The following is a 24,799-nucleotide window of genomic DNA, read 5'->3' on the forward strand; positions in this document are numbered from 1 at the left end:
TCCGCCTGCGGTGTGGTCTCGCCGTGGGCGGGTAGCCTTGGGGTGTGAGCGCACCCATTGTTGCCGTGATCGGGGGCGGGCAGTTGGCCCGCATGATGCAGGAGGAGGCCAGCGCCCTGGGCATTCACCTGAGGGCACTGATAGAGGCCGCTGACGGTTCCACCGGCCAGGTGACTCCGGATGCGCCTGTCGGTGCGGCCGACGACGAAGCGGCCGTGCGCGCCGTCGTCGCCGGGGACGGTACTCAGGGGCTCGGAGGGGAGCCGGCCGCGGTCCTCACCTTCGAGCACGAGCATCAGGACTCGGCTCTCCTGGAGCGTCTCCAGTCCGAGGGCATCAGCGTCCAGCCCACCCCGCAGGCCCTGATGCTCGCCCGCGACAAACTGGCCATGCGCCGGGCCATGGGCGAGGCTGGGCTTCCGCAGCCCGCTTGGGCCGAGGTCGGCGGACCTCAGCAGGAGACCGCCGAGCAGATGACCGAGGCCGTGGAGACCTTCGCCGGCGAGCATGGCTGGCCCGTGGTGCTCAAGACGCCGCGCGGCGGCTACGACGGCCATGGCGTCCTGCTGGTACGCAGCGCCGAGTCCCTGCGCGAGGGGGAGGCGGCCGAGTGGATCGCCTCGGTGGCCCTCGCCCGCGCCGGTCAGAGCGACGGCCAGGGGGCCGGTGGGGGAGGCAGCCTCGGCGGGGCCGCGGTGACCAGTCTTCTGGTGGAGCAGGCGATCCCCTTCACCCGCGAACTGGCGGTTCTGCTGGCTCGCAGCCCCAGCGGGAAGGTGGCCGTATGGCCGGTGGCCCAGACGGTTCAGGAGGACGGTATGTGCGCCGAGGTTCTCGCCCCGGCACCCGGTCTCGACTCGGCCGCCGTTGAGGAGGCCGAGCTCATCGGTCGGGCGGTGGCAGAGAGCGCCGGGGTCACCGGGGTGCTCGCCGTCGAGCTCTTCGCCGTCGAGACCTTCGGGGAACCCACGCGCCTGTACGTCAACGAGCTGGCGATGCGGCCCCACAACTCCGGTCACTGGACCCAGGACGGGGCCGTCACCAGCCAGTTCGCCCAGCATCTTCGCGCGGTTCTCGACCTGCCGCTGGGAGCCACCGATGCAACGGCGCCCACTACCGTCATGGTCAACCTCATCGGCGGCCAGCACGAGCCGGGGGCTGACGCCCTGACCCGGGCCATGGCCCTCCAGCCCGACGCCCGAATCCACCTCTACGGCAAGCAGTGGCGCCCGGGGCGCAAGCTCGGGCACGTCAATATGACAGTCGGGCCGGATCAGGATGTCGCCGAGGTCGTCGAGCAGGCGCGCGGCGTCGTCGCCATCCTGCGCGGGGACGCCTGAGCCGGACGCATTCAGACCACGGCACGCAGGACACGGTAGAACACGGAACACAAGGAGGACATTCATGAGCGAGGTCAGCGCAACGACGACGGGCACGGCAGGCGGGGAGCAGCCGGTGGTCGGCATCGTCATGGGCTCGGACTCGGACTGGCCGGTTATGGGGGCGGCCGCCGAAGTCCTCGACGAATTCGGTGTGGCCTACGAGGCCGACGTCGTCTCCGCCCACCGCATGCCTACCGAGATGATCGACTACGGCCGCGCCGCTGCCGGGCGGGGACTGAAAGTCATCATCGCCGGTGCCGGGGGAGCGGCCCACCTGCCCGGGATGCTGGCGGCCGTCACCGAACTGCCGGTCATCGGGGTGCCGGTGCCGCTGAAGTACCTCGACGGCATGGACTCCCTGTTGTCCATCGTCCAGATGCCGGCCGGGGTGCCGGTGGCCACTGTCTCCATCGGCGGGGCCCGCAACGCCGGGCTGCTGGCGGTGCGCATCCTCGCGTCTGGCCAGGGGCAGGAGGCCGACCGCCTGGGCGCCGCCATGCGGGCCTTCCAGAAGGACCTGGGTGAGGTCGCCCACGCTAAGGGCGCCGCCCTGCGCGAGCGGCTGCAGGATTGACGATCAACCGTTTGCGGGACGAGCGCGAAGGTCGCTGGCTGTGTCAGGAGCCGGCCTTGAAGGCCTCTTGCCAGAACTCATCGGCGTCCCAGTCGGCTTTCATTCCCAGGGCATTCAGTGGGATGCGTTGATATTCGCCTAAAAGAGAGTGCAGCCTCAGACCTGAATCATGACAGATTGATGGCTCTTCGTGTTTGAGGGTGTGGTAGGTGGGGCTTGTCGGCTGGTTTAGGTGGTTGCTGCCAGGTGGTCTTTGAGGCGTCCGGTGTGGATGAGGCTGCGGATGGTGTAGCTGGCCAGGTTGCGCAAATCCCAGGGCGATGCCGCGTAGGTGCTCCAGGCGTCCGTTGATCGCCTGACGTGGGGCCGTTGGAGGTACGGGGGCGGTCAAAGTAGGCCAGGATGTCGGAGGCTGTTTCGGTCAGGGTCTTTGCCAGTGTCTGGATCTCCTCAAGCCCTTCTGGGATGGCCTGCTTCAGGGAGTCGATGAGCCGTTGCGTCAGGTACTTTCCCAGGCCCGGGTCCTCGGTGCGGTAGGCCTGGATGAGGCGCTGGTAGACGCCCCAGGAGGCCTGGACCGCGGCGTGGCGATCATCAGCGAACAGGGTCTCGAGACGCTCGGTCTGGGCGTCGGTGAGCAGGCCGGCCCCGGTCAGCGGAGTGCGCCGGGCCCGGTAGAGCCGGTCACCCGCCCGGCCCCGCCGGCCCGTGATCGCTCGTTGGATGCGACGGCGGCACTGGTCGAGCTTGCTGGCAGCCAGGGACACGACGTGAAAGGGGTCCATCACCGCCCGGGCCTGTGGGAGCTCCTCGCCGGCGGCGCTCTCGGGACCCGGTGAAAAACCGTCCATGGCTACCACCTCGACCCGCCCACGCCAGTCCTGGTCGCGCTGGGAGAGCCAGGTCTTGAGGACCTTCTTGGACCGGCCTGGGACCACGTCCAGAAGCCGGGCCGGACCACTGCGGTCGCGTACGGGGGTCAGGTCGATGATGACGGTGACATAGCGGTCGCCCCGCCTGGTGTGGCGCCACACAGAGGGGGTACCTCCCGCATGAGAGCGAAGCGCGCGGGGGAATCGTCGACGCCGAGGACCTCCACGCCATCGAAGCGGTGGGGATCGTCTAACAGCGTGGCCTGAGCGCTTGTCAGGATCGCGTTGTTGGCGGTGTGCCAGGAGATCTCCAGAGCGGCTGCCACCCGACAGACCGACATGCACTCCAGGGCAAGGGCCCGCAGCCCCCACTCCACCGCCGAGCGGGTCAGCCGCGCCCTGGGCTCAGCCAAGCTGGAGGTGTCCTGTCTCCACACCCGGCGGCAGTGGGTGCAGGCGAAGCGCCGCAGGCGCACCACCAGCTGCGTGGGCCTCCACCCCACCGGTACGTGGGCCAGGCGTCGGGCCACCGTCCCACGGGATACTCCCTGAGCGCCGCAGGCCTTGCAGAAGGGGTCCTCGAACCCGATCGGCATGCGGCACTCGATCACCGCGCGCTTGGCTGTGAGGTACTGGCCAACCGCGGTCAGTCCCAGGGCGTCCAGGCCCAGGAAGGTCGTCAGATCAGGGCAGGTGAAGGTAGTCTCAGGCACGTCGAGGTCTCTCAGGTGGCGTGTGTAGCAGCTCCCATCATCGGGGGACCTCGACCCCTACCCGGCGTAACGACGCGCCCGCCCCACCTATACACTTCAATAGGCTTCACCTACCACACCCCCAAACGCGAAGAGCCGGTTTGTCCTCTCATTGCAGGGGGTTGGCATGTAAAAACCCCCGATTTGGGCGTGCTCTGACGAGTGAGAGGCCTGGGGGTGTTGTGGGGTCAGTCTACACGGGTTTACGAGGTGCGAGGGGGGTGGGCAAGGGGCGCACCGATCTGTGTTGTCTCATGACTTCTGGGAGTTTCGGATGTCATGACATCTCAAGGCACCGGTGGGGCGAGTGGATCGGTCCTGATTGCCGTTGCTTGCCTCGCCGGTAGGGGACTGACCGGGCTGCTCGCAGTCGTTCGGATGGCTCCCGGCATCGTCTGGACGCAATGCACGAAGGTTGGGTGCTACTGGAGGAGGGTTGGGTGTACTCCAGGTAGGTGGGGCCTTCGTGCAGTACGCACAACCCCCGGCCAGTAGATCCCGGCCTTCGTGGAGTAGGTGACTCGGGGTGGGGGTGGGGCGGAGTCGGCGTCGAACCATGTCCTTCAGGCCTCCGTGCGGGGCCCGAGGAGGTCAGGCAGGAAACGTAAGGTCGCCCTCCGGGGGGAGGGGGCGGACTGGTCGCTACGACCATGCGGAGTCGATCTCGCAGGCAGTTTAGTGTCCACAGCGCTGACATCAACGGACCCGCCGTAGAAGCGCTTAGCGAGAATCCATGGAATTCCGAGGTTTCCCCTCGATGTGCAGCGCCAGTGCGGAACTGATGTCAGAACCGTGGACACACGTGCCCCTGAAGCCTCCTCCGTCGGCCCACCATCGCCTCCGGGGTGAGCGGACCCACACCGGAACCGCGCCGGACGAGTGTCTCAGAAATGAGGAGAGGGCACAGGGGGAACGCGCTGACGCGTGGATCTCGCGTTCGTTTCTGTTCGTTTCTGGGCGAGTGTGTGTAGACTGAGGGCATGAGTATTCTCGTTGCTGGAGGCGCCGGCTACATCGGCGCGCATGTGGTCCGACTTCTCCTCGAGCGCGGGGAGGAGGTCGTCGTCGTCGATGACCTGTCTTACGGGACGCCGGAGCGAGTCAAGGGTGCCACCCTCGTCGAGCTCGACGTCGCCAGCGGCCAGGCCCCGGAGACCCTCGCCGAGGTCATGGACTCGCGCGGCGTCACCGCCATCATCCATTTCGCGGCCCGCAAGCAGGTGGGCGAGTCGGTCGAGCGCCCCGCCTGGTACTACCAGCAGAACGTGGGCGGCCTGGCGAACATGCTGCTGGCCATGGAGAAAGCCGACGTCAACCAGATGATCTTCTCCTCCTCGGCGGCTGTCTACGGCATGCCCCCGGTGGAGGTCGTGCCCGAGGACATCGACTGCCGCCCCATCAACCCCTACGGCGAGACCAAGCTCATCGGCGAGTGGATGATGGCCGACGCAGAGAAGGCCTGGGGGCTGCGCTGGGCAGGGCTGCGCTACTTCAACGTTGCCGGCGCCGGCTGGGACGACCTGGGAGACATGGCCACCCTCAACCTCATCCCCATGGTCCTCGACCGCCTCTCCAAGGGCGAGACCCCCAAGATCTTCGGTACCGACTACCCGACCCCCGACGGCACCTGCGTGCGCGACTACATCCACGTCAAGGACTTGGCGGTGGCCCACATCGCCGCCTTGGACTATCTGGCCAGCGGCCAGGACATGGCCGAGCACGTCTTCAACGTCGGCACCGGCCAGGGCGCTTCGGTGCGCGAGGTCGTCTCCAAGGTCATCGCCTCCACGGGCCTGGACCTGGAGCCGGAGGAGCTCGCCCGCCGCGCCGGAGACCCGCCCCAGCTCATCGGCAACGCCACCCGCATCGGTGAGGTTCTGGGCTGGAAGGCCGAGCACGACCTGGATGACATCGTCGCCTCCTCCTACACCTCCTGGCAGGCGGACCCCAACCGGCCCCACTTCGGCTGAGCAGTCCCGAAACCACTGTGTGCGGGCCGGTTCCCCCGGGAAAGGGAACCGGCCCGCACATCTTTGCATTCGATGTATTCGTCAGGACTGGTTGAAGTCGGCCGCCGTCAGCTTTCCGTCGCGCAGCTTGGAGAAGAAGTCGGGAGCGGTCGTGTCCTGCAGCAGCACCGTCTCGCCGATGTCGGCGTCGTCGGGGCTGTAAGCCGTGTCCTCGATGGGCGGGGCGCCGGTTAGACCGCTGCCGGAGGCCGAGCGGAAGGCCAGTACCATTTTCGCGATGCTCATGGTGCCGGCGCTCTCATCCACGGTGAGGGCGTTCGTGCCGGCGTCGACCAGCGCGTCCTGGCGGGAGAAGGAGATGGCTGTCGTTGGCGAGGCCGCCTTGGACACTACCGCGGAAATCACGGCGCGCTGGCGCAGGCCACGGCCGACGTCGCCGGTCGGGTCCGACTTGCGCATCCGGGAGTAGGCCAGCGCCTTCGTCCCGTCCACCGTCTGACACTGGCCCTGGGAGGTGTCCCAGACTAGTCCCGAGTCCTCGTCGGCGACGTCGTAGTCCAGGCAGACATCGACCCCGCCGACGGCGTCGACCATCTGCGACACACCGGTCATTCCGACCTCCACGTAGTGGTCCACCGTCAGGCCGGAGAGCTTCTCGACGGTCTGGACCAGCAGCTTGGGGCCGCCGAAGGAGTAGGCCGCGTTGATCTTGTTCTCCCCGTACTCGGGGATGTCTACGAAGGTATCGCGCGGCAGGGAGGTCAGGCTCGTCTGCCCGTTGGCCGCCTGGTGCAGCAGCATGACGGAGTCGGCGCGGGCTCCTTCGGTGTCGTCCTGGATGACGCCGCCGCGCGCGTCCGACCCGACGATGAGCCAGGTCTCGCCCGGCGTGTCCGTCGCCCCGGACAGGGCATCGATGCGGTGGAGCTGGGAGGAGACGTCATTCCACAGCCAGGCGACTCGGGCGGCGATGAGCGCCAGGACGACGACAATGACGATGATCGTCCAGCGCAGGATCCGGCGCCAGCGCGGCCGGGGGCGTTTCGGCTTGCGGGGTGGCTCGGGCTCGGGCATTGACCTGCCCGGAACCGGCTCATCCTGGGACTGAAGGTCCTGAACGCCTACAGGATAGGCACCGCGTTGAGCGGGCATCGCCCGGGTGTGCTCGGGCTCGGCCGTGGCGCTCTGCCCGTCGGCCCCTGGTTCCAGGGGCACCGCGCTCGACCCGGCCCGAGCGTGACTGCCGTTTCGGGACGCGCCCGCCTGGCGCGGCTGAACGGAGGGAGGCTGCTGAGAAGCCGCCTGAGCCGACTGGGACGCGGACCTTTGGTCAGACCGTGATGAGGTGTTCGCGGTGCTGTCCCGATGCTCCAGGATCGAGTGGCGCTGCGGCTGGCGGGCTGGGTCCGACGACGGCCCGGACACTGGCGGAGACGGGCGGCGCGGTGCGCCACCGGCGGGGTCGGTGCCGGCCTCGCTAGAGGGTGCCTCTCTGTGTTCGCGGCTGCGCTGGTTGACCGCGTCGATGGGACGCTGCCGACGTGGAGGCCTTCCTCGACCGGATCCGGGAGTGATCGAGGGCGGGAGCGAGTCGTCTGTCGGAGTCACGCCTACGATCCTGCCTCAGGCGGGGCACGCCTGGGCGCTTGGTTTCGCAGTGGGCTGCTGAGAGGAGGTGCCCGTCTGCGGGGCCTGTGTCTGCGGGGCCTGCGTCGTAGCCGCGTCGGCCTCCGAGGACCCGGTGGGCCCTTCCTCCGAGGCGGCCTGGTCGCCCGCGGTGGCGCCCGCATCCGTCGCCGCCGGTGCCGCGGCCTCTGCCGGAATGGGCTTATCCTCCTTGATTGCCTTCCAGACCTTCTTGGCGTTCTCGCTGGGAACGACGCGGTTCTCGTCGGCTGCCTGCTCGTTCGGCATGGTGATGAAGTTGATCTTGTCCATGCCCACGCCCTGGACGGAGTAGGCCAGGCCCGACAGGTTGCCGATCTGGCCGATGTGCTCCGAGGTAGTGAGGGTCTCCAGGGTGCTGGTCAGGAAGCCGGACTGGGTGAGCAGGTTGCTGGACAGCGCCTTGGACGCCATGGCGTTCATGAGCTTCTGCTGACGGGAGATACGGGAGATGTCCGAGCCGTCGCCGACGCCGTGGCGGACACGGGCATACTGCAGGGCGGTCTGTCCGTCCAGCTTCTGGCAGCCCTCGTCGAGCTTCATGCCGGTGTAGTCGGGATCATCGATCGCCTCGTCCACCTGTACGTGCACTCCTCCCAAGGAGTCGACCACCTTGGACAGTCCGTTGAAGTCGACGACGACGAAGTCGTCGATGCGGATGTCCGTCATCTTCTCCACGGTCTTAAGGGTGCAGGCGGCTCCGGATGCGACGGCCTTCTTGTCATTGCCGGTGCCGGCTCCGTTGGCGAAGGCGGAGTTGAACTGGCCGTCCTCCTCAGCGCCGGCGGTCTCGCCGTCAAGGCTCTTGCACTCAGGGATGTCCACCAGCGTGTCGCGGGGGATGGAGACGGCGTCGACGCGCTTGCGGTCGGCTGATATGTGCATGATCAGCGCCGTGTCGGAGCGTGCCACGGAGACCTCGTCACTGCCTTCGGAACCATCCACGTTGTTGTCGCCGGAGCGGGAGTCGGTGCCCAGCACCAGAAGATTGACGGCGCGGCCGTCATAGCTGTCCGGCGGCTTGGTACCGGGTCGCTCCTCCTCGGTGAGGAGCCCTTCGATCTTGAAAGAGGTGATCCGCGACTGGATGTTGTGCCATGCGAAGCCCGCGCCGGAGACGACGAAGAGCAACACCGCCAGGACGCTGAGCCCTAGCCGGCGGGCCAGGCGGCGTCCGAGTTCTTTGGAGGAGTGCCGCGCGCGCGGCTTACTGAGCTGAGGCACGGAAGCGATGATAGGGAATCATTGGGAAGATCCATATGGGTCTCCCTACACCTGGTGCATGAGATTCGCCTGAGAGGAGTGAGGCCTCTCACGTGGGTCACGGCGCTAGGCTCTCTCTGTGACCAATGTTGTGGAACCCACGCCCATCAGCGCTTCGAGCGCGTCCCTCGGCTCTCCGAATACGATAGGGGAGCCCTCCGCTCCTCAGTCGGACGCCCGGGTCGAGGGGAGGGAAGCTGGCTGCACGGTTGGTGGAATCGGCCAATCGGGAGGTCCGTTAAGTCCGGCCTCCGTGGATGCGCCACTCCCTACCGCCCCTGATAAGCAGAGCGTGCGAGTCGTCACAGTGGCCTTCAATCCCGGTGAGGAGCTCGATCGCTTTCTGGCCTCCCTGGCCGCGGCCACGGCGCGCAGGCTCACCGTCGTCATCGCGGACAACGGGACCGAACACGACGTCGTCACCGCCGCCGCCCAGCGCCACGGGGCCCGCGTCGTCGGCGACGGAACCAACCTCGGCTACGGGGCCGGCGCCAACCTGGCGGCCGCCGACCTTCAGGAGGACTGGGTCGTGGTGGCCAACCCCGACCTCGTCTGGGAACCGGGCAGCCTCGACGTCCTCATCGACGCGGGTCTGGCGAATCCCGCGGCCGGCTGCCTGGGGCCGCTCCTGCTCAACACCGACGGCACCGTCTACCCCTCCGGGCGCGCCCTGCCCTCCCTGGTCAAGGGCGCAGGCCACGCCGTCCTGGGCAAGGTCTGGCCGACCAATCCCTTCTCCGCGGCCTACCACACCGCCGAGCAGGGCGGCCCCGGCGGCATCCGGACGGTGGGCTGGCTCTCGGGGGCCTGCCTGCTGCTGCCGGCGGCCGCCTGGAGACGCCTGGGGGGATTCGACGACGGCTACTTCATGTTCTTCGAGGACGTGGACCTGGGGGAGCGGGTCGGACGGGCCGGATGGCTCAACGTGCAGGTCCGCGACTCCGTCGTCATCCACGAGCAGGGGGCCAGCTGGAAGGCCCGCCCCGAGAAGATGATCCGCGCCCACCACGCCTCTGCCCGCCACTACCTGTCCGGGGTCTACGACGCCCCGTGGCAGGCGCCTGTGCGCTGGGCGCTCTGCGGCGGGCTGCGCCTGCGCGAGGAGCTCGAGGTCCTCGCCTCCCGGCACTGACCGAACGGGGACTCACTTCCGGCGGGGCGCCGCGTGCTCGGGGGAGAGCCTGGCCGCGTCGGGCGGCTCGGGGGCGTTGTCGAGAGCGATGCGCCGGGCCAGGTGCGTGATCTGACGCTCGCGTGCCCCGTTGCGGCGGAAGGAGGACAGAATCTGCGCCAGGAAGGCGATGACCATGGCGTACAGCAGCAGGTCCGTGCCTCGCCCGACTCCGACTCGGTGCGCAATCGCGGTCATCACCGAGGGGAAGGCGATCGTGAAGATGGCGAAGGCCACGAAAGCCAGAGTCGCCAGCCGGCGGCCGGCCTGGTGGCGGGCGCCGCCGGGGGTGCGCAGCATCATCCAGCCCACGGCCGTCACCGCCAGGATGAGGGCGGCCTGAATGAAGAACTGACGGTTCGTGGTCGGGGCGATCTGGGTGACGATCTGATGAATCATGGACTGTGCCTTCCGTACTGTGGCCAGGCGAGAGCGCTCAGGAGAAGAGCAGGTCGACCAGGATGTTGACCGAGTTCCACAGGGACTGGCCCTTGGAGCGGGAGTAGTCCGTGTAGACGATGTGCACCGGGAACTCGCGCCAGGGCAGTCCGGAGGCGCCGATCTGGCGGATGATCTCGCTGGCGTGCGCCATGCGGTTCTGTTTGAGGTCCAGGTGCGCCAGGACGTCGCGGCGGATGACTCGCAGGCCGTTGTGGGCATCGGTCAGCCGCATGCCGGAGGTGCGCGAGCTGACCGCTGCCGCCGTGCGCAGGATGAGCCTCTTGAGCCAGCCCACCGGTGAGGGGCCTTCCAGGAAACGCGACCCGAGGACGACGGCGAGTCCTTCTTCGCGAGCCGCCGCGACCATGGCGGCGGCGTCGGTCGCGGAGTGCTGGCCATCGGCGTCGAAGGTGACGATGTAGTCGGCGTTCGTCTTCTCCAGGACGTAGGCGAAGCCCGTCTGCAGCGCCGCGCCCTGGCCGAGGTTGACCGGGTGACGTACGACGATGGCCCCCGCGGCGGCGGCCTCGCGAGCGGAGTCGTCCTTGGAGCCGTCGTCGACGGCGACCACGTAGGGGAAGATCTCGCGGGCCTGGGAGATGACCTCGCGCACGACGGTCGCCTCGTTGTACAGGGGGATGACGAGCCAGGTGTCGGTGACCCGGGGCACCGGGGCGGGGCCGTCGGCCCGTGTCGCGTTGGGGGTAGTCACCGCTGCATTCTCGCACGCCAGTTCCGGATGCTGTCCGTCTTGCGGGGACCGGAGCCCCGCTCGCCGGTGGGGCAGGTCTCGTTTGAGCCACCTCCGGGCATCGTCTGAGGCGGGTGCGTCCCCTAGGATGGGCCCGGTCGTGCAGTGTCCGCCGTCGCCTTGGCGATCGGAGTGGCACGGCCCCGGCAACCAGCAGGTTGACCGGTTTCACTCGATCGTCAGGGCGGCCCGGGCCGTCCGTACAGGAGTCGCCGTGGCTACCCGAATCGCCCCGTCCGCCGACGTCTCCCAGGATGCCGCGCTCGGAGAGGGCACCAGCATCTGGCACCTCGCCCAGGTCCGTGAGCACGCAGTCCTTGGACGGGACTGCATCGTGGGCCGCGGCGCCTACATCGGCGAGGGCGTGGTCATGGGGGACAACTGCAAGGTGCAGAACTACGCCCTCGTCTACGAGCCGGCCCGCCTGGCCGACGGCGTCTTCATCGGCCCGGCCGTCACGCTGACCAACGACCACTTCCCCCGGGCCGTCAATCCCGACGGGACCCTCAAGTCCGCATCCGACTGGGAGCCGGTGGGGGTCACCATCGACGAGGGCGCCTCGATCGGGGCCCGCGCCGTGTGCGTGGCCCCGGGTGCGCGTGGGGGCCTGGGCCACAGTGGCCGCCGGCGCCGTCGTCACCAAGGACGTACCCGCCCACGCCCTGGTCGCCGGAGTTCCCGCCCGCCGCATCGGCTGGGTGGGGCGGGCCGGCGAGCCGCTGGTCCCGGCCGAGGCCGGCCCCGATGGCGCCCCGCGCTGGTGCTGCCCCGTCTCCGGGACCCTGTACCAAGAAGCAGGCTCTGAGTCCGATACCACCATCCGAGAGGTCACCCACTGATGTCACGCGAGTTCATCCCAGCAGCCAAGCCGATCATCGGGCAGGAGGAGCGCGACGCCGTCGATGCCGTCCTGGCCTCCGGCATGGTGGTCCAGGGCCCCCAGGTCAAGGCCTTCGAGGAGGAGTTCTCCGCCCAGGTCGTCGACGGCGTCGAGTGCGTGGCCGTCAACTCCGGTACCTCGGCCCAGCACGTGGCCACCCTGGCCAGCCGGCTGGCAGCGCGCGCCGGGGGCGCCCCGGAGGTCATCGTCCCCTCCTTCACCTTCGCCGCCACCGGCAACTCGGTGGCCATCAGCGGCGCCGTGCCGGTCTTCGCCGACATCGACCCGGTCACCTTCACCCTGGATCCGGCCAGTGTCGAGGCATCCATCACCGAGCGCACGGCGGCCATCGAGGTGGTCCACCTCTACGGTCTGCCCGCCAACATGCCCGAGATCCTGGCCATCGCCGAGCGACATGGCCTGGTCGTCTTCGAGGACTGCGCCCAGGCGCACGGCGCCGCCATCGACGGCAAGCCCGTGGGCACCTTCGGCGCGTGGGGCTCCTTCTCCTTCTACCCCACCAAGAACATGACCAGCCTCGAGGGCGGCATGATCACCACGGCCGACGCCGAGCTGGCCCGCCGCAGCCGCCTCATCCGCAACCAGGGCATGGAGCAGCAGTACGCCAACGAGCTCGTGGGCCTCAACAACCGCATGACGGACGTGGCCGCCGCCGTCGGCCGCGTCCAGCTGACCAAGCTGGCCGGCTGGACCGCCGCGCGCCAAGCCAACGCCGCGCGCCTCAACGCCGAGCTGGCGGGCGTGGCCGGCGTCGTCACCCCCCATGTCCCCGAGGGCTACACGCACGTCTACCACCAGTACACGATCCGCCTGGAGGGGGCCACGGCCGCCGAGCGCGACGCCGTCCAGACCGCCCTGAAAGAGGAGTGGCAGGTGGGCAGCGGCGTCTACTACCCGATCCCCAACCACCGCCTGGCCTCCCTGGCCCACTACGCCGAGGGCCTGGAACTGCCCGGAACCGAGCAGGCCGCCCGCGAGTGCCTGTCCCTGCCGGTCCACCCCTCCCTGGACGAGGCCGACCTGGAGCGCATCGGCCAGGCCGTGGCCGCCACCGTCAAGGCGGGTGCCTGACATGTGCGAGAACGTCGCCCTCGACGGCCTGGCCACGACGACCGGCCTTCCCGAAGCCCACCACCTGCCCGACAAGGGCACGGCCGACATCCCCCTGCGCGTGGGGCTCATCGGCCTGGGCTCCATGGGGCGCCACCACGCCCGGGTCATCCGCGCCACCGAGGGCATGCAGCTCGTGGCCGTGGCAGACCCCGGCGGCGACCGCTTCGGCGTGGCGGGTGAACTACCGGTCCTGCCCGACGTCCACGCCCTCATCGATGCCGGACTCGATGCCGCCATGGTGGCCGTGCCCACCGTCTACCACGAGGACGTCGCCCTGGCCCTGGCCGAGGCCGGCGTCCACACCATGGTGGAGAAGCCCATCGCCCACGACGCCGCCGCCGGCCGCCGCGTGGCCGCCGCCTTCGCCGAGCGCGGGCTCGTGGGAGCCGTGGGCTACGTGGAGCGCTGCAACCCCGCCCTGCGGGCGCTTCGCGAGCGCCTCGACGCCGGTGAGCTCGGCGAGGTCTACCAGGTCCTTACCCGCCGCCAGGGTCCCTTCCCGGCCCGCATCAGCGACGTCGGCGTCGTCAAGGACCTGGCCACCCACGACATCGACCTGACCGCCTGGGTGGCCGGCGCCCGCTACACCTCTGTGGCCGCGCAGGTCACGCACCGCTCCGGCCGCCAGACCGAGGACATGATGGTGGCCACCGGACTGTTGGAGGGCGGCATCGTCGTCAGCCACCAGGTCAACTGGCTCACCCCCTTCAAAGAGCGCATCACGATCGTCACCGGGGAGAAGGGCGCCTTCGTGGCCGACACCCTCACCGGCGACCTCACCTTCCACGCCAACGGCACCGTGGCCTCCACCTGGGACCAGGTCGCCGTCTTCCGGGGGGTCAGCGAGGGCGACGTCATCCGCTACGCGATCCCCAAGCGCGAGCCGCTGGCCCTGGAGCAGGAGAGCTTCCGCGACGCCGTGCGCGGCGTGTCCCAGCGCCACGTCACCATGGCCGAGGGCGTGGCCACGCTCGACGTCGTCGAGGCGGTCCTGACCTCGGCGAGCGAGAACCGGACGGTCGAGCTCTGAACCGCTCGGCCGCACCGGTGGGGCCCGTGGCGGGGCTGCTCGCCCGGGTCCGCTCGGTCATGGACTCCTCGCCGTTCCTGCGCCACGTCCTGACGCTGGTGACGGGCACGGCGGTGGCCCAGGGCGTCACCTTCCTCATGAAGATCGTCCTGGCCCGGGTCTACACCCCTCATGACATGGGGCTGTTGGGCACCTATATCTCGGTGGCCTCGATCCTGGTGGCGGTTGCCGCGCTGCGCTATGACATGGCGATCATGCTGCCCAAGCGGGAGACCGAGGCGCTGAGCGTGGCCCGCCTGGGCATGGTGTGCCTGACCGTGGTCTCGCTGCTGGCCACGGCGGCCTCCTTCCCGCTCAACGGCGTCATCGCCCGGCAGTGGGGGCACGAGGTGGCCCTGTGGATGCCCCTGGTGGGGCTGACCACCTTCCTCATGTCCGGCGTGGAGCTGTTCAAGTACTGGTTCAACCGCAACAGCGACTACCGCACGATCGCGGTCAACCAGGCCGAGCAGCAGATCGGCCTGACCGGGGGCCAGTTCATCCTCGGCGTGGCGGGCCTGGGAGGGATGCCCGGGCTGGTGCTCGGGCACACGGCGGGCCAGCTCTTCGCCTTCGCCAACCTGGGACGCCAGGCCAGAGTCCTGTGGCGCCGACTCCCCGAGGACGCGCCCTCCCTGCGCTGGGCGGCCCGCCGCTACCGGCGCATGCCGCTGCTCAACGGACCTAACGCCCTGGGCGATGCGCTGCGGACCAACGGCATCGCCCTGCTCATCTCGGGCTACTCGGTCGCCTCCCTGGGACAGTTCCAGATGGCGTGGGGGGTGCTCGATGCCCCGCTCATTCTCATCAACGGCGCCGTGGCCAGGGTGTTCTTCCAGAAGCTCTCCACGATCGAGCCCGGGCAGATGCGCCCGCTGGTCCGGGTCACCATTAGACGTGCGGTGCTCATCGGGATCCTCCCCTTCGCGCTCATCTACGCACTTTCGCCGTGGTTCTTCCCGCTGCTGTTCGGAGCGCAGTGGGCCGAGTCCGGGAGCTTCGCCCGCGCGCTGACCCCCTGGCTTTTCATGATGCTCATCACCTCTCCGATTTCGAATCTCTTCATCGTCACCGAGCACCAGGACTGGATGCTGGGGTTCAACGTCTTCTACACGGCGCTGCCCCTGGCCTGGCTGTACTGGTCCCCGCTGGACCTGCTGGCCACCTGCTACGTCCTGGGCGCAATGATGGCTGGACTGCTGGTGGCCAACACCGCTCTGGCGGACCACGCCGCCAAGCAGTTCGACGCCGGCGAGCGCGTGGGCGGCTTCCAGGAGTCCAAGAGCCGGGAGGAGCGCAAGAGTCGCCAGGACGGGCAGGAGGATGCCGCGTCGTCGGCCGCCTCCGGAGGGGCGGAAGGCGACGTGAGCTGAAGACGCGTCGGGCACACTGGTATCGGGCGGCAGCGCCCGATCGTGACCGGAACCGCCGAACCGGAAGGAAACGCGAGAGATGACGTCCACCACGCCCCGCAGATCCGGGACGGAGTCGACTGGTGCGTCCACCGGTCGAAGCGGCCGACAGGGCCCCCGCAGTCTGCTCCTGCTCACCGATTTCTACCCCTACGAGGTGGGGGAGGAGTTCCTCGAACAGGAGATCGAGACGCTGTGCGCCGCCTACGACGAGGTCGTCGTCGTCCCGGTTCGCCTGAGCGAGGGGGCCCGTCAGACCCGCGCGCTGCCGGCCAACGCCCGCTGTGCCCTGCTTCCGGCCTCCCGGCTACCCGACTGGCGCTTCCACGCGATTCTGCGCGCCCCGCAGATCCTGCTGGGACGGGAGCGGATGGTGGAGACACCGCCGTGGAAGAGCTTCGGGCGCTTCGGGATGGATGTGCGCTTCGCGGCGATCGCCCTGAGCGCCTGCAGCCGGATGCGCCGGCTCCTGCCGGGCCTCGGCCTGGAGCGGGCAGGTCACCTGACCATCTACTCCTACTGGTTCTTCACTGGGGCGGCTCTGGGCGGGATGCTGCGGCGCCGCGAGCTGAGGGGGAGACCGGTCAAGGTCGTCTCCCGGGCGCACGCCTACGACGTCGACGAGGCCGACGCACCGCGCGGCTACGTCCCCTCGCGCCGCTTCGTCATGCGGGCCGTGGACCGGGTCTACCCGATCTCGCAGTACGCGGCCGGCTTCCTGCGTCGCCGCTTCCCGAAGGCGGACACCATCGAGGTGCGCCGCCTGGGCGTGCCGGCCGCACCGCGCCACGAGCGGCATCGGACTGAGCCCTTCCAGCTTGTCTCCTGCTCGCACATGGCGCCCTACAAACGGGTCCACCTCATCGTGGATGCCGTCGCCGAGCTGGAGAAGCGCGGCCGGAAGGTCACCTGGACCCATATCGGCGAGTTCGACGACGAGCGCCTGGCCGCCATGCGGGCCCGGGCCAAGGAGAGGATCGACTCGACCCCGGTCACCTTTACCGGGCACCTGACCAACACCGAGGTCCGTGAGCTCTATGCGACGACGGACTTCTCCTGCTTCCTCAACTGCTCCGACGGCGAGGGCGTGCCGGTGGCTGTCATGGAGGCCCAGGCGGCGGGGCTGCCGGTGGTGGCCACGGCCGCCGGGGGAACCGGGGAGATCGTTCACGACCGCGAGAACGGCCGACTCATCCCGGTGGAGACCACCGCCGAGCAGATCGCTGACGCCATCGAGTCTGTCATGGATCTCGGCGACGCGGAATACAAGGCCATGAGCCAGGACGCGCACGCCACCTGGGCCGAGATGTCCGACGCCCAGCGCCAGTACCGCGAATTCGTCGACGGCCTCATCGCCCTCGAGGGCTGAATTCAGAGTGCCTCGAGGGCTATTCATGAGGTCCGTCGTCGGATCTGCCGTTCTCCTGCGGTGTGTCAGCGGCTCGGTGTCCACGCAGCGGACATGACTGACTCCACGGTCAGAGTGTGTCCCAGAGGAGGCCTTAGAATCCTGCGGTTCTCGTGTGTGCTATGACGTAACTGTGGCGCTTATATCCGCTGTGTGGACACCGAGTCGCTCGTGCGTCACAGGAGGACGGTGGAACCGACCGCGAATCCTGTGAATAAACCTCCTTCAATAGTTGAATCGACGAGCGAGTTCTGCTGAGGGCTCTGAGGGTGTTTCTATTTCAAGGTTGATTGGACTTTGTGCTGGTGATACAAATGACGCATGGTGGACAAAGATGTGTTGTCTGGTAAGCAGAGCGCTCCGTTTCGTTCATTCAAGTCTTCCCGTAAGCCAGGGGTCTTTGGAAGTATGTTGGCCACTTTCCTGGCTACGGTGTGGTGGTGCGTTGTGGCTGTTTTCGCGCATCTGATGTTGAGGCCGAAGTTATGGGCCAGCCTTGAATCTGATTTTAATTCGAATCCGTTAAAAATATTCAAGATGTATAGAGATTTATTTAAGTGTATCGGAGAGAGTGGCTATGGTGTTGTCTTCTCGACCCTGCTTTCTCTCTTAGCGGCAGTGGCCTTGTTGATTGTTTCTCTGCGAAATATGTTCTGGCCGATGCGGGAGCTTCCTGGTGGTGTGCAGATGCATCGTGCTTGGCTGCAGGAAGTATTGGATAATTCTGCTTGTGAAGATGTTGCGATGTTTCTGATGCTACAGCTTTGCGGTATGTACGGGGTTATTGTGGTGTGCTGGGGTTTCGTGGTTGCGGCAAAAAATTGGAAGGGGGTGTCGATGATGTATTTTTTTATCCTACTTGTGTTGTATTTGTTTGTCTCTGTGTGGCCTGCATTGTTTTTAAAGAGTGATGCTGGGAAGATAAGTGGCTATGCGCGGACCCTAATTCGGTTGGCTAATCTTGCGGAGTGGAGGTGTAGGAATGGCAGTGAGGGTGTTCTTAGTGGAGAATATCATTTCCTCTATGGGGCATCGAGAATATTTCTGTCGAAACAGATTAAGGGATTGAGGTGTTTTGTTGGTAGATATCGTGGAGTTGTTGTGGCGGTGATGGTTTTATTTGCAGCATTAATTCAAAGGTACCTAGCTTCCGAAGTTAAATATAAAGCCGTGCTGGTCGTTGTTGGGGTGTATGCATGTTTGCTGTTGGTGGCATTGGGCGTTGAATTTGCAGTGCTGGTGGCTGTTAACGTGAAGGCAAGTTTCGTTTCTGTGGGAAGGATAAATTTTGATGCAGTCATTATGTGCATGCAAGGGTTTGCTGCTTCGATAATGGCTTGGATTGCTTTTTTTGTAGTGGTTTCTCGTTCTACTATTTTGGTCACGATAGGTCTCCTGTTGTTATTCTGGTGGATTGTAAGAATATATTTATCGTTAACAATAAAACCGCGCGAAAATAAAATTTCGAAAATTCGTGGATGTCTTGAGAATGTGTCTGGTTTGCGTGATGCGATGAGTGCTGAAGTTGACCAGAGGTTACTTCTAAGTAAAGAATCGACTTTCTCATATAGAAATAATGCTGCTCAGGTTTCCGATGAGCTCGCAGTTGTCGCTGATTTAGTGATTCCTCAGGGATATGTTGTGGAGGGATCCATCAGAGGAAATGTTTTTCTGAGATTCTATTTATTTTCAAATATCGGATTAATGCTGCCTGTGGTTTCGTTTCAGAAATTTCTGGACGGTATTGTCGCACGGCAAGTGTGTCTTGTGAACAAGCAGCCTTAGTGGTCGGCTGGATAGGCGAGAAGCAAATTTTGTGACAACGTGATTGTCTGCATGATCTGGTGTTGTGTTTCAGACTCTACGATGTTTGGTGAAAAGCTTGGGAACGCAACTTTTTGATGTTGGTGACTGATGTCGGTCAGCAGTAACCAATGATGAAAGTACGTCCCCACAATAAATCGCAGTTCTCGAGGCATACAGAAATATGCAAAAACCCAAACTCGGCCGTCCGGCTCCAGTGTGCTCCGGGAGAGTTCCCGCTGTGCGCCGTCGGCCCCGGCCGTCAGCCGGGCAGGTGGGCGGTGAGTTCTGCAACGACGCGCTCGGCGGCGTGACCGTCGCCGTAGGGGTGCGCATCGGCCTCCCGGGGCTCGGTCGGCCGCGGCCGCGAGGCCGCCTCCACCAGCGCCTCACCGGGCTCGACCAGCCGGTTCCACCCCAGCTCCACCGTCTCCACCCACTCGGTCTGAGGACGCACCGTGGTGCACGGCACCCGCAGGAGGAAAGCCTCCTTCTGCAAGCCACCGGAGTCGGTGATGACCCCGCGGGCATGAAGCGCCGAGGCGATGAGGTCGGGATAGGCCAGCGGAGGATGAATCAGCAGCGACCCCCGGCTCTCCAAGGCCACGCCGTGCTCGGCGCACTTGGCCACCAGGCGCGGGTGGGCCAGGATGACGACGGGATGGTCCACCCGGGCCAGGGAGTCCAGGACGGCCTCCAGGCGTCCGGCGTCGTCGGTGTTCTCAGCCCGGTGGATCGTGGCCAGGGAGTAGGAGCCTTCAGCCAGCGAGAGCTCCTCCATGACCGGGCTGGGGGAGCCCGAGACCCGGTCGCGCACCTGGAGGAGCACATCGGTCATGACATCGCCGACGACGACGGTGCTGCCCGCCAGCCCCTCGGCGGCAAGGTGTTCTGCCCCCACCGCGGTGGGCGTCAGGAGTAGGTCGGCCGCATGGTCTGTCAGGACCCGGTTGATCTCCTCGGGCATGGCCCGGTTGAAGGAGCGCAGCCCCGCCTCCAGATGGGCCACCGGGATGTGCAGCTTGACGGCCGCCAGGGCCGCGGCCAGCGTCGAGTTCGTATCCCCGTAGACCAGGACCCAGTCCGCGGACAGGGGCGGCAGGGCCTCATCGAGCGCAGCGAGCATCGCCCCGGTCTGGGCGCCGTGCCCGCCCGAGCCCACGCCCAGGTGCACGTCGGGCGCCGGGATACCCAGGTCGGTGAAGAAGACGTCGGAGAGCATCGGGTCGTAGTGCTGCCCGGTGTGGATGATGACGTGCTCCACCCCGGCCGCAGCCATGGCGTGGGCAACCGGGGCGAGCTTGACGAACTGGGGCCGGGCCCCGACGACGGAGACAACGCGCATGAGCCGATCCTACGGGCCGCAGCGGCCATGCGCGGCCGCGCGCCACCAGAGTGCAGGAGCAGAGGACTCATGCCACACGGCCGCACTCCCCGCGTCGAGACAGGCCCTAGCATGGGGACATGCGCGTCACCGTCGTCACCACCTGGCTCCCCACCGATCGAGCACCCAGCTCGGGCTCCTTCGTCCTGCGCGACAGCGCCGCGATCCGCGACGCCGGACAGGACGTGCGCATCATCCACCTGGTTCCGCCCCACCAGGACGACGGCGCCCGCCACCGCACCCTGGAGGGCATGAGGGTCCTGTCCATCCCCATGAAGCCCTCCAACCCGCTGTCCGTCGCCCGGGTCGCCGACCGGCTCCGTCCCGCGCTCGAGGGCGCCGACGTCCTGCACTCCATGGCGATGAGCTCCCTCCTGCCGCTGACCGCCCTAGACCACGCCCGCGCCCTGACCCTGCCCTGGGTGCACACCGAGCACTGGTCCGGCCTGACCAACCCCGACACACTCGGCCCCGCCCTGCGCGCCGCGATCCCCGTCGTCGGCCACGGCCTGGCCCGCCCCGACCTGGTGACCGCCGTCTGCGAGTACCTGGCCGCCCCGATCCGCGCCCTGCGGCGCGGCCTGCCCACCGCGGTCGTCCCCTGCATCGTCGAGCCCCAGGACGCGGTGACCGAGCCGCCCGGCGGCAAGGACACCGGCGGCATCAACATGGTCACCGTCGGCGGACTCGTGGAGCGCAAGGACCCCATGGCCTGCCTCGACGTCCTGGCCGAGCTGACCGCCCGGGGAGTCCCGGCCACGATGACCTTCGTGGGGGAGGGGCCGCTGCGCGCCGACATTGAGGAGCGTCTGGCCGCCGACCCCGCCCTGGGTGAGCGCACCCGCCTGACTGGCAACCTCGACGCCGCGGGCGTGCGCGCCGAGCTCGCCCGCGCCGACGTCTTCATCGGCCCCACCCGCGGAGACAACTTCTTCGTCTCGGCGGCCGAGGCCATCACGAGCGGGCGGCCCGTCGTCGTCTCCGACGCCGGGGGCCAGACCGAGTACGTCACCGATGCCAACGGCACGGTCCTGCCCCTGGGAGCCGGCAGCCGGCAGTGGGCCGACGCCGTCGTCGAGACTGTGGAGCGTCTCGCCCCCCGTGGTGCGGCCGCCATCGCCGCCACCATTGGGGACAGCTTCTCCTCGGCTCAGGTGGGCGCCGCCTACCGCCGCCTCCACGAGGAGGTCGCCGGTGGTTCTCTCACACACTGATCGCACATCGACGTTTTCTTCATAGACGACACGTAGCCGCGTCGTCTATGAAGAAAACGTCGGTTCACTCCTCCGGGGCCATCGCCTCTAGCTCGGCGGGAGTGGCCACGGGCAGGTCGGTGAACAGCCGGCACCGCCGGCACCAGGTGTCGTTCACGAAGGCGCGCGTCCAGAAGCCCAGGAGCTTGCGCCCGCCCATGAGCTGGGCGGCCGCCACCGGTAGAGAGGCATCGGTGATGAACGCCTCGAAGGCCATAGTCGAGTGCAGTGTCGCCCACGCCGAGAAGGTGCGCTCGGCCAGGCCCAGCAGATGCAGGCGCGACAGCGCGGTCTTGAGCCGCGAGCGCGTCTCTTCGCTGACCTCGGTGGCGGCGAAGTAGGGCAGGTCCGCCTCTTCGGCGCGGTCGGCGCGCTCGGCGGCGTCCGCCTCAGTCCCGGCGGCCAGTGCGGTCGCCCGGGCCCACAGGCGCCCGATGAAGACCGCGTAGAAGTCCCGCGTGGCCGTCAGCTCCACGGCGCCGCGGTGCCAGGCGTCCCAGAACTCCGCGTCCAGCATGGGCAGCGCCCACTCCAGCCCCAGGTGCTCATAGGCGCGCATGGAGTTGTTGATGTACTTGGTTTGGCGCTCGCGAACGTTGTAGGACTCCAGGATGCTCTGCACGTCTCGAGGGCTGCCGGTGAAGGGCCGCAGAGCCAGGAAGGCGCGGACCTTGGCGGCCCGGTAGGGGTCGGCGTAGGCGCGCCGTTGGTCCCCCTGGAGCTCCTGGTGGTGAATGAGGATCGCCTTGGCCACCCGACCGCGGGTGACGTGCGGCTCCTCCAGGAGGTGCTCGTCGTGCATGTTGCCCACGATCGTGTGCCCCGGCAGGACGACGTCGCCCGGACGCACCACGCCTTGCTCCAGGAGGTTGCGCAGGGCGTACCAGTCCTGCACGTGCGGCAGCGCCCCCAGGGCGTAGCTGTACTCCAGGAAATCGGCCGCGTCCTGTGTCTGCCAGGCCTCGCGCAGCTCGGCGGGGACGTAGTCGACGGCGTGCCACTCCAGGCCCACCGCCTCAGCCACCTTGCGCGAGACCTCGACCTCCCGTGTTCCGGGACGCCCATAGGTGAAGGCCACCGCCCTGTCCAGGGCGCCGTGAAGCGTCAGCCACGCCACCAGCAGCCGCGAGTCCAGCCCGCCCGACAGAGGCAGCACGAGTCGCGGCGAGCCCGGCCGGTCCGACAAGTCCTCCAGAACCCGGCCCATGCCGGCGTCGAGCGCCGCGAGCAGCAGGTCAGAGAACTCCTCGGGGTCGGTGACCATGTCGGACTCCTCGCAGAACCGCGCCAGGGCGTAGTCGACCGCGCGGACCCGGCCAGTGGCGCGGTCGATGCGCACGATCGCGCCCTGCTCGGTCTGGTGGACGCCGACCAGCAGCGTGTCGGTGCCGGAGACGAAACCGGCGTCCAGAAACTCCCGGCGGGCTCGCGGATCCAGCCGGGGGGCGCTCAGTGCCCCGCGCATGGCGGTGGCGTTATCGCTGACGACAAGCCGCCGGCCGCCGTCGGCCCTGTTCTCAAGGGCCCAGAACAGGGGCCAGGAGCGCAGCCGATCCTGAGCTAGAACCACCTCATCGTCGCTGATCCGGATGGCGGTCAGACGCCCGGGGTGGGAGACGAGGACCTTCGGATCGGTCGGATCAGGGCAGGGTGTGTCGCAACGCACCCACAGGGACTCGGTGGTGTCGCCCGACGGCACGGTCTGCTGCCACTGCGGACTCGTCAGCCGAAGCTCGACGTCGATAACACTCACCGTTGCCCTCAATCCCTTGAAATCCTCTGATCGGTCAGCGGCGCCGAGTAGCCTCGGCGGCCCGGTGTGCCTACGCCGTCTGCCGGCGCTCAGTGTGTCACAGTTGTGACACGTGACGCGGATGACGCCCAGCGGATTCCACTGGGCTTCAGCGTTGTCCGACAATAGAGAAGCGCCTCATCGGTTCTCGTGAGGCGTGAGATGATCGCTCAGCATCCTGCGGGTCGGAAGTCCTACCCACTGTGGGTCGCCGGGACCCATGCACAAGACGGAGGTGACGTCATGAGCGCAGACAAGCTCATGGTCTTCCACGCTCCTTTTCCGCTTCAGCCGGATCGGGTGGCCGCCTCCATGCTGCGTCCCCTGGCGATGCGGCGGGCCTTCGCGGATCTCGGCTACCGGGTCATGGACGTCACCGGTTACGCCGCGCAGCGACGTCGGGCGATGGCCCGGGTGCGAGCGGCAATCGCCGCAGGAGCCGGGATCGAGTTCGTCTACAGCGAGAACGCGACCATTCCCAACGCGCTGACCGAGCCACGTCACCTCCCCGTTCACCCCGCCCTCGACGCCGCCTTCTTCCACCACTGCCAGCGCTCCGGCGTGCCCGTAGGCGTCTTCTACCGCGACGTCTACTGGCGCTTTCCCCGTTTCCGCGAAGGCATCAATCCGATCCTGGAGGCCGGGCTCCAGGCCGCCTACCGCAGCGAGCTCATGGCCTTCGAGAGGGTGGGCCTCCACCTCTTCCTGCCCAGTCAGGCCATGGCCCGCCATGTCCCCCACGTGGACCCGGCCCGCATGAGTCCTCTGCCGCCCGGGGCACCCGATGTCGAGCCCCGCGGCGCGCGCGGCCAGGACGATGACGGTGATGATGATGGTGACGATGGAGGCGGCCTCGAGCTGCTCTTCGTCGGCGTCCTGCAGGACAACTACCGGATGGACGCCTGCCTCCGGGCCGTGACCTCCACGCCCGGGACCCGCATCACCCTGTGCGTGCGCCAGGAGACCTGGGAGGCCAGCCGCGACCACTACGGCCCGCTCCTGCCGGCGGGCAGGGCGCAGGTCGTCCACCGCTCGGGGGCCGAGCTGGAGCCCCTGTACCGGCGGGCAGACCTCGGGGTCCTGTTCACCGAGCCCAACCCCTACTGGGATTTCGCCGTCCCCTACAAGCTCTACGAGTACCTGGCCCATGAGCTGCCCGTCATCGCCGTGCGCGGGACCCAGACCGGCCGACTCGTCGAGGAGATGGGGATCGGCTGGGTCCTGGATTATGACGCCGGTGCCCTGAGCGACCTGCTGCGCCGCCTGCGGCAGGCTCCTGGGGAGATCGAGGCGGTGCGCCGCCGTATGCGTCGGGTCCTGCCCGGACAGACCTGGCAGGCCCGGGCCCGCACTGTCGCCCACGTGCTGGGCGCAACAGAGAGGAAGCCATGACCCGGTTCCCACGAGGCGGGGCGCTACTGGCCACCCGCATCCACCTGCCTGAGGCCGCCGCCGCCTCCTTCCGCCTCGATGGCGTCGAACGCGCCCTGGCCCGTCACGGCGTGCCGGTGCGGGTCCTGACCACGACCGTGCCCGGGCGCGACGGGCAACCCGCCCCGCAGATCGACGACCCGCAGGGCGTGCGCGTCTCGCGCTGGCCGGCCCTGCGGGATGCCAGCGGATACCTGCGCGGATACCTACCCTATCTCTCTTTCGACATGCCTCTGGCGCTGCGTCTGGGGCTGGCCTCCCGACCCGATATCGTCCTGGTCGAGCCACCGCCCACCACCGGCGTGGTGGCGCGCACCATCTGCGCCCTGCGCCGCCTGCCCTACGTCTGGTACGCCCCCGACGTGTGGTCCGACGCGCCGCCTCCACCGCGC

The 24,799-nt window shown here is 67.6% G+C and carries 17 protein-coding genes and 3 pseudogenes; 13 read left to right on the forward strand and 7 right to left on the reverse strand.

From position 1 onward, the window contains the following. The first annotated feature begins 44 nt into the window (after positions 1-44). Both HMPREF0975_RS09600 and purE read left to right on the forward strand, forming a co-directional pair. Positions 45-1,340, forward strand: coding sequence for a 5-(carboxyamino)imidazole ribonucleotide synthase (locus tag HMPREF0975_RS09600; RefSeq protein WP_049939725.1), 1,296 nt, complete (start codon positions 45-47; stop codon positions 1,338-1,340). Positions 1,341-1,404: 64 nt separating this feature from the next. Further along, complete coding sequence (purE, locus tag HMPREF0975_RS09605; RefSeq protein ID WP_009233963.1) at positions 1,405-1,956, forward strand: 5-(carboxyamino)imidazole ribonucleotide mutase; 552 nt, start codon at positions 1,405-1,407, stop codon at positions 1,954-1,956. 228 nt (positions 1,957-2,184) lie between these two features. On the opposite strand, the pseudogene HMPREF0975_RS14950 reads toward purE, so the two are convergent. Beyond that, a pseudogene (locus HMPREF0975_RS14950) lies at positions 2,185-3,541 on the reverse strand (ISL3 family transposase). 1,019 nt (positions 3,542-4,560) lie between these two features. Here HMPREF0975_RS14950 and galE point away from each other — a divergent pair. Beyond that, on the forward strand, positions 4,561-5,550 hold the full coding sequence (gene galE / locus HMPREF0975_RS09620; protein WP_009233966.1) for a UDP-glucose 4-epimerase GalE: 990 nt from the start codon (positions 4,561-4,563) through the stop codon (positions 5,548-5,550). Positions 5,551-5,631: 81 nt separating this feature from the next. Here the strand turns inward: galE and HMPREF0975_RS09625 are convergent, their stop codons facing one another. Next, a complete protein-coding gene (locus HMPREF0975_RS09625; RefSeq protein WP_232212503.1) occupies positions 5,632-6,765 on the reverse strand; it encodes an LCP family protein in 1,134 nt (377 codons plus the stop codon). A 408-nt stretch (positions 6,766-7,173) separates the two neighbouring features. Continuing rightward, on the reverse strand, positions 7,174-8,439 hold the full coding sequence (locus tag HMPREF0975_RS09630) for an LCP family protein (protein WP_009233968.1): 1,266 nt from the start codon (positions 8,437-8,439) through the stop codon (positions 7,174-7,176). A gap of 331 nt (positions 8,440-8,770) precedes the next feature. Between HMPREF0975_RS09630 and HMPREF0975_RS09635 the strand changes: the two genes are divergently transcribed. Continuing rightward, positions 8,771-9,610: a glycosyltransferase family 2 protein gene (locus tag HMPREF0975_RS09635; protein WP_039892923.1), complete on the forward strand. Its 840-nt coding sequence runs from the start codon at positions 8,771-8,773 to the stop codon at positions 9,608-9,610. Positions 9,611-9,622: 12 nt separating this feature from the next. Here the strand turns inward: HMPREF0975_RS09635 and HMPREF0975_RS09640 are convergent, their stop codons facing one another. After that, positions 9,623-10,048 (reverse strand): DUF2304 domain-containing protein, encoded by a 426-nt coding sequence (locus HMPREF0975_RS09640; protein ID WP_009233970.1) that lies wholly within the window; start codon positions 10,046-10,048, stop codon positions 9,623-9,625. Positions 10,049-10,085: 37 nt separating this feature from the next. Beyond that, complete coding sequence (locus HMPREF0975_RS09645; protein WP_009233971.1) at positions 10,086-10,802, reverse strand: glycosyltransferase family 2 protein; 717 nt, start codon at positions 10,800-10,802, stop codon at positions 10,086-10,088. Positions 10,803-11,055: 253 nt separating this feature from the next. Between HMPREF0975_RS09645 and HMPREF0975_RS09650 the strand changes: the two are divergent. The 6 genes and pseudogenes from HMPREF0975_RS09650 to HMPREF0975_RS15635 all read left to right on the forward strand — a co-directional run bounded on the left by HMPREF0975_RS09650 (position 11,056) and on the right by HMPREF0975_RS15635 (position 18,529). Next, a pseudogene (locus HMPREF0975_RS09650) lies at positions 11,056-11,680 on the forward strand (acyltransferase). Next, complete coding sequence (locus HMPREF0975_RS09655) at positions 11,680-12,813, forward strand: DegT/DnrJ/EryC1/StrS family aminotransferase (protein WP_009233973.1); 1,134 nt, start codon at positions 11,680-11,682, stop codon at positions 12,811-12,813. Before HMPREF0975_RS09650 ends, HMPREF0975_RS09655 begins: the two are co-directional and overlap by 1 nt. Before the next feature lies 1 nt (position 12,814). Beyond that, entirely contained in the window at positions 12,815-13,885 is a 1,071-nt protein-coding gene (locus tag HMPREF0975_RS09660) for a Gfo/Idh/MocA family protein (protein ID WP_009233974.1), read from the forward strand. 59 nt (positions 13,886-13,944) lie between these two features. Beyond that, positions 13,945-15,297 (forward strand): lipopolysaccharide biosynthesis protein, encoded by a 1,353-nt coding sequence (locus HMPREF0975_RS09665; protein ID WP_049939756.1) that lies wholly within the window; start codon positions 13,945-13,947, stop codon positions 15,295-15,297. A 79-nt stretch (positions 15,298-15,376) separates the two neighbouring features. Next, positions 15,377-16,705 carry a glycosyltransferase gene (locus HMPREF0975_RS09670; RefSeq protein ID WP_009233976.1) on the forward strand — a complete coding sequence of 443 codons (1,329 nt, stop codon included), beginning with the start codon at positions 15,377-15,379 and terminating at the stop codon, positions 16,703-16,705. A gap of 360 nt (positions 16,706-17,065) precedes the next feature. Continuing rightward, complete coding sequence (locus tag HMPREF0975_RS15635; protein ID WP_009233977.1) at positions 17,066-18,529, forward strand: hypothetical protein; 1,464 nt, start codon at positions 17,066-17,068, stop codon at positions 18,527-18,529. Positions 18,530-18,809: 280 nt separating this feature from the next. On the opposite strand, the gene wecB is transcribed toward HMPREF0975_RS15635, so the two are convergent. Beyond that, positions 18,810-19,892 carry a non-hydrolyzing UDP-N-acetylglucosamine 2-epimerase gene (wecB, locus tag HMPREF0975_RS09675; protein WP_009233978.1) on the reverse strand — a complete coding sequence of 361 codons (1,083 nt, stop codon included), beginning with the start codon at positions 19,890-19,892 and terminating at the stop codon, positions 18,810-18,812. A gap of 119 nt (positions 19,893-20,011) precedes the next feature. Here wecB and HMPREF0975_RS09680 point away from each other — a divergent pair, with 119 nt between their 5' ends. Next, entirely contained in the window at positions 20,012-21,145 is a 1,134-nt protein-coding gene (locus HMPREF0975_RS09680) for a glycosyltransferase family 4 protein (RefSeq protein WP_009233979.1), read from the forward strand. A gap of 64 nt (positions 21,146-21,209) precedes the next feature. On the opposite strand, the gene HMPREF0975_RS09685 is transcribed toward HMPREF0975_RS09680, so the two are convergent. Then, entirely contained in the window at positions 21,210-22,937 is a 1,728-nt protein-coding gene (locus HMPREF0975_RS09685; RefSeq protein ID WP_009233980.1) for an asparagine synthase-related protein, read from the reverse strand. Positions 22,938-23,219: 282 nt separating this feature from the next. On the opposite strand from HMPREF0975_RS09685, the gene HMPREF0975_RS09690 reads away from it, so the two are divergent. Then, positions 23,220-24,368 carry a glycosyltransferase gene (locus HMPREF0975_RS09690; protein WP_009233981.1) on the forward strand — a complete coding sequence of 383 codons (1,149 nt, stop codon included), beginning with the start codon at positions 23,220-23,222 and terminating at the stop codon, positions 24,366-24,368. Continuing rightward, positions 24,365-24,799 (forward strand): annotated as a pseudogene (locus tag HMPREF0975_RS09695) (glycosyltransferase WbuB); the annotation flags it as partial. The gene HMPREF0975_RS09690 and the pseudogene HMPREF0975_RS09695, both read left to right, overlap by 4 nt.

It is taken from the genome of Actinomyces sp. oral taxon 849 str. F0330, from assembly GCF_000239715.1.
Lineage (GTDB): Bacteria > Actinomycetota > Actinomycetes > Actinomycetales > Actinomycetaceae > Actinomyces > Actinomyces johnsonii.

Excerpts from the sequence above, each read along its gene's own strand:
- purE (WP_009233963.1), top strand. The coding sequence starts at position 1,405 with ATGAGCGAGGTCAGCGCAACGACGACGGGCACGGCAGGCGGGGAGCAG.
- galE (WP_009233966.1), top strand. The coding sequence starts at position 4,561 with ATGAGTATTCTCGTTGCTGGAGGCGCCGGCTACATCGGCGCGCATGTG.
- HMPREF0975_RS09640 (WP_009233970.1), bottom strand. The coding sequence starts at position 10,048 with ATGATTCATCAGATCGTCACCCAGATCGCCCCGACCACGAACCGTCAG.
- HMPREF0975_RS09655 (WP_009233973.1), top strand. The coding sequence starts at position 11,680 with ATGTCACGCGAGTTCATCCCAGCAGCCAAGCCGATCATCGGGCAGGAG.
- HMPREF0975_RS09660 (WP_009233974.1), top strand. The coding sequence starts at position 12,815 with ATGTGCGAGAACGTCGCCCTCGACGGCCTGGCCACGACGACCGGCCTT.
- HMPREF0975_RS09665 (WP_049939756.1), top strand. The coding sequence starts at position 13,945 with ATGGACTCCTCGCCGTTCCTGCGCCACGTCCTGACGCTGGTGACGGGC.
- HMPREF0975_RS09670 (WP_009233976.1), top strand. The coding sequence starts at position 15,377 with ATGACGTCCACCACGCCCCGCAGATCCGGGACGGAGTCGACTGGTGCG.
- HMPREF0975_RS15635 (WP_009233977.1), top strand. The coding sequence starts at position 17,066 with ATGGTGGACAAAGATGTGTTGTCTGGTAAGCAGAGCGCTCCGTTTCGT.
- wecB (WP_009233978.1), bottom strand. The coding sequence starts at position 19,892 with ATGCGCGTTGTCTCCGTCGTCGGGGCCCGGCCCCAGTTCGTCAAGCTC.
- HMPREF0975_RS09680 (WP_009233979.1), top strand. The coding sequence starts at position 20,012 with ATGCGCGTCACCGTCGTCACCACCTGGCTCCCCACCGATCGAGCACCC.
- HMPREF0975_RS09690 (WP_009233981.1), top strand. The coding sequence starts at position 23,220 with ATGAGCGCAGACAAGCTCATGGTCTTCCACGCTCCTTTTCCGCTTCAG.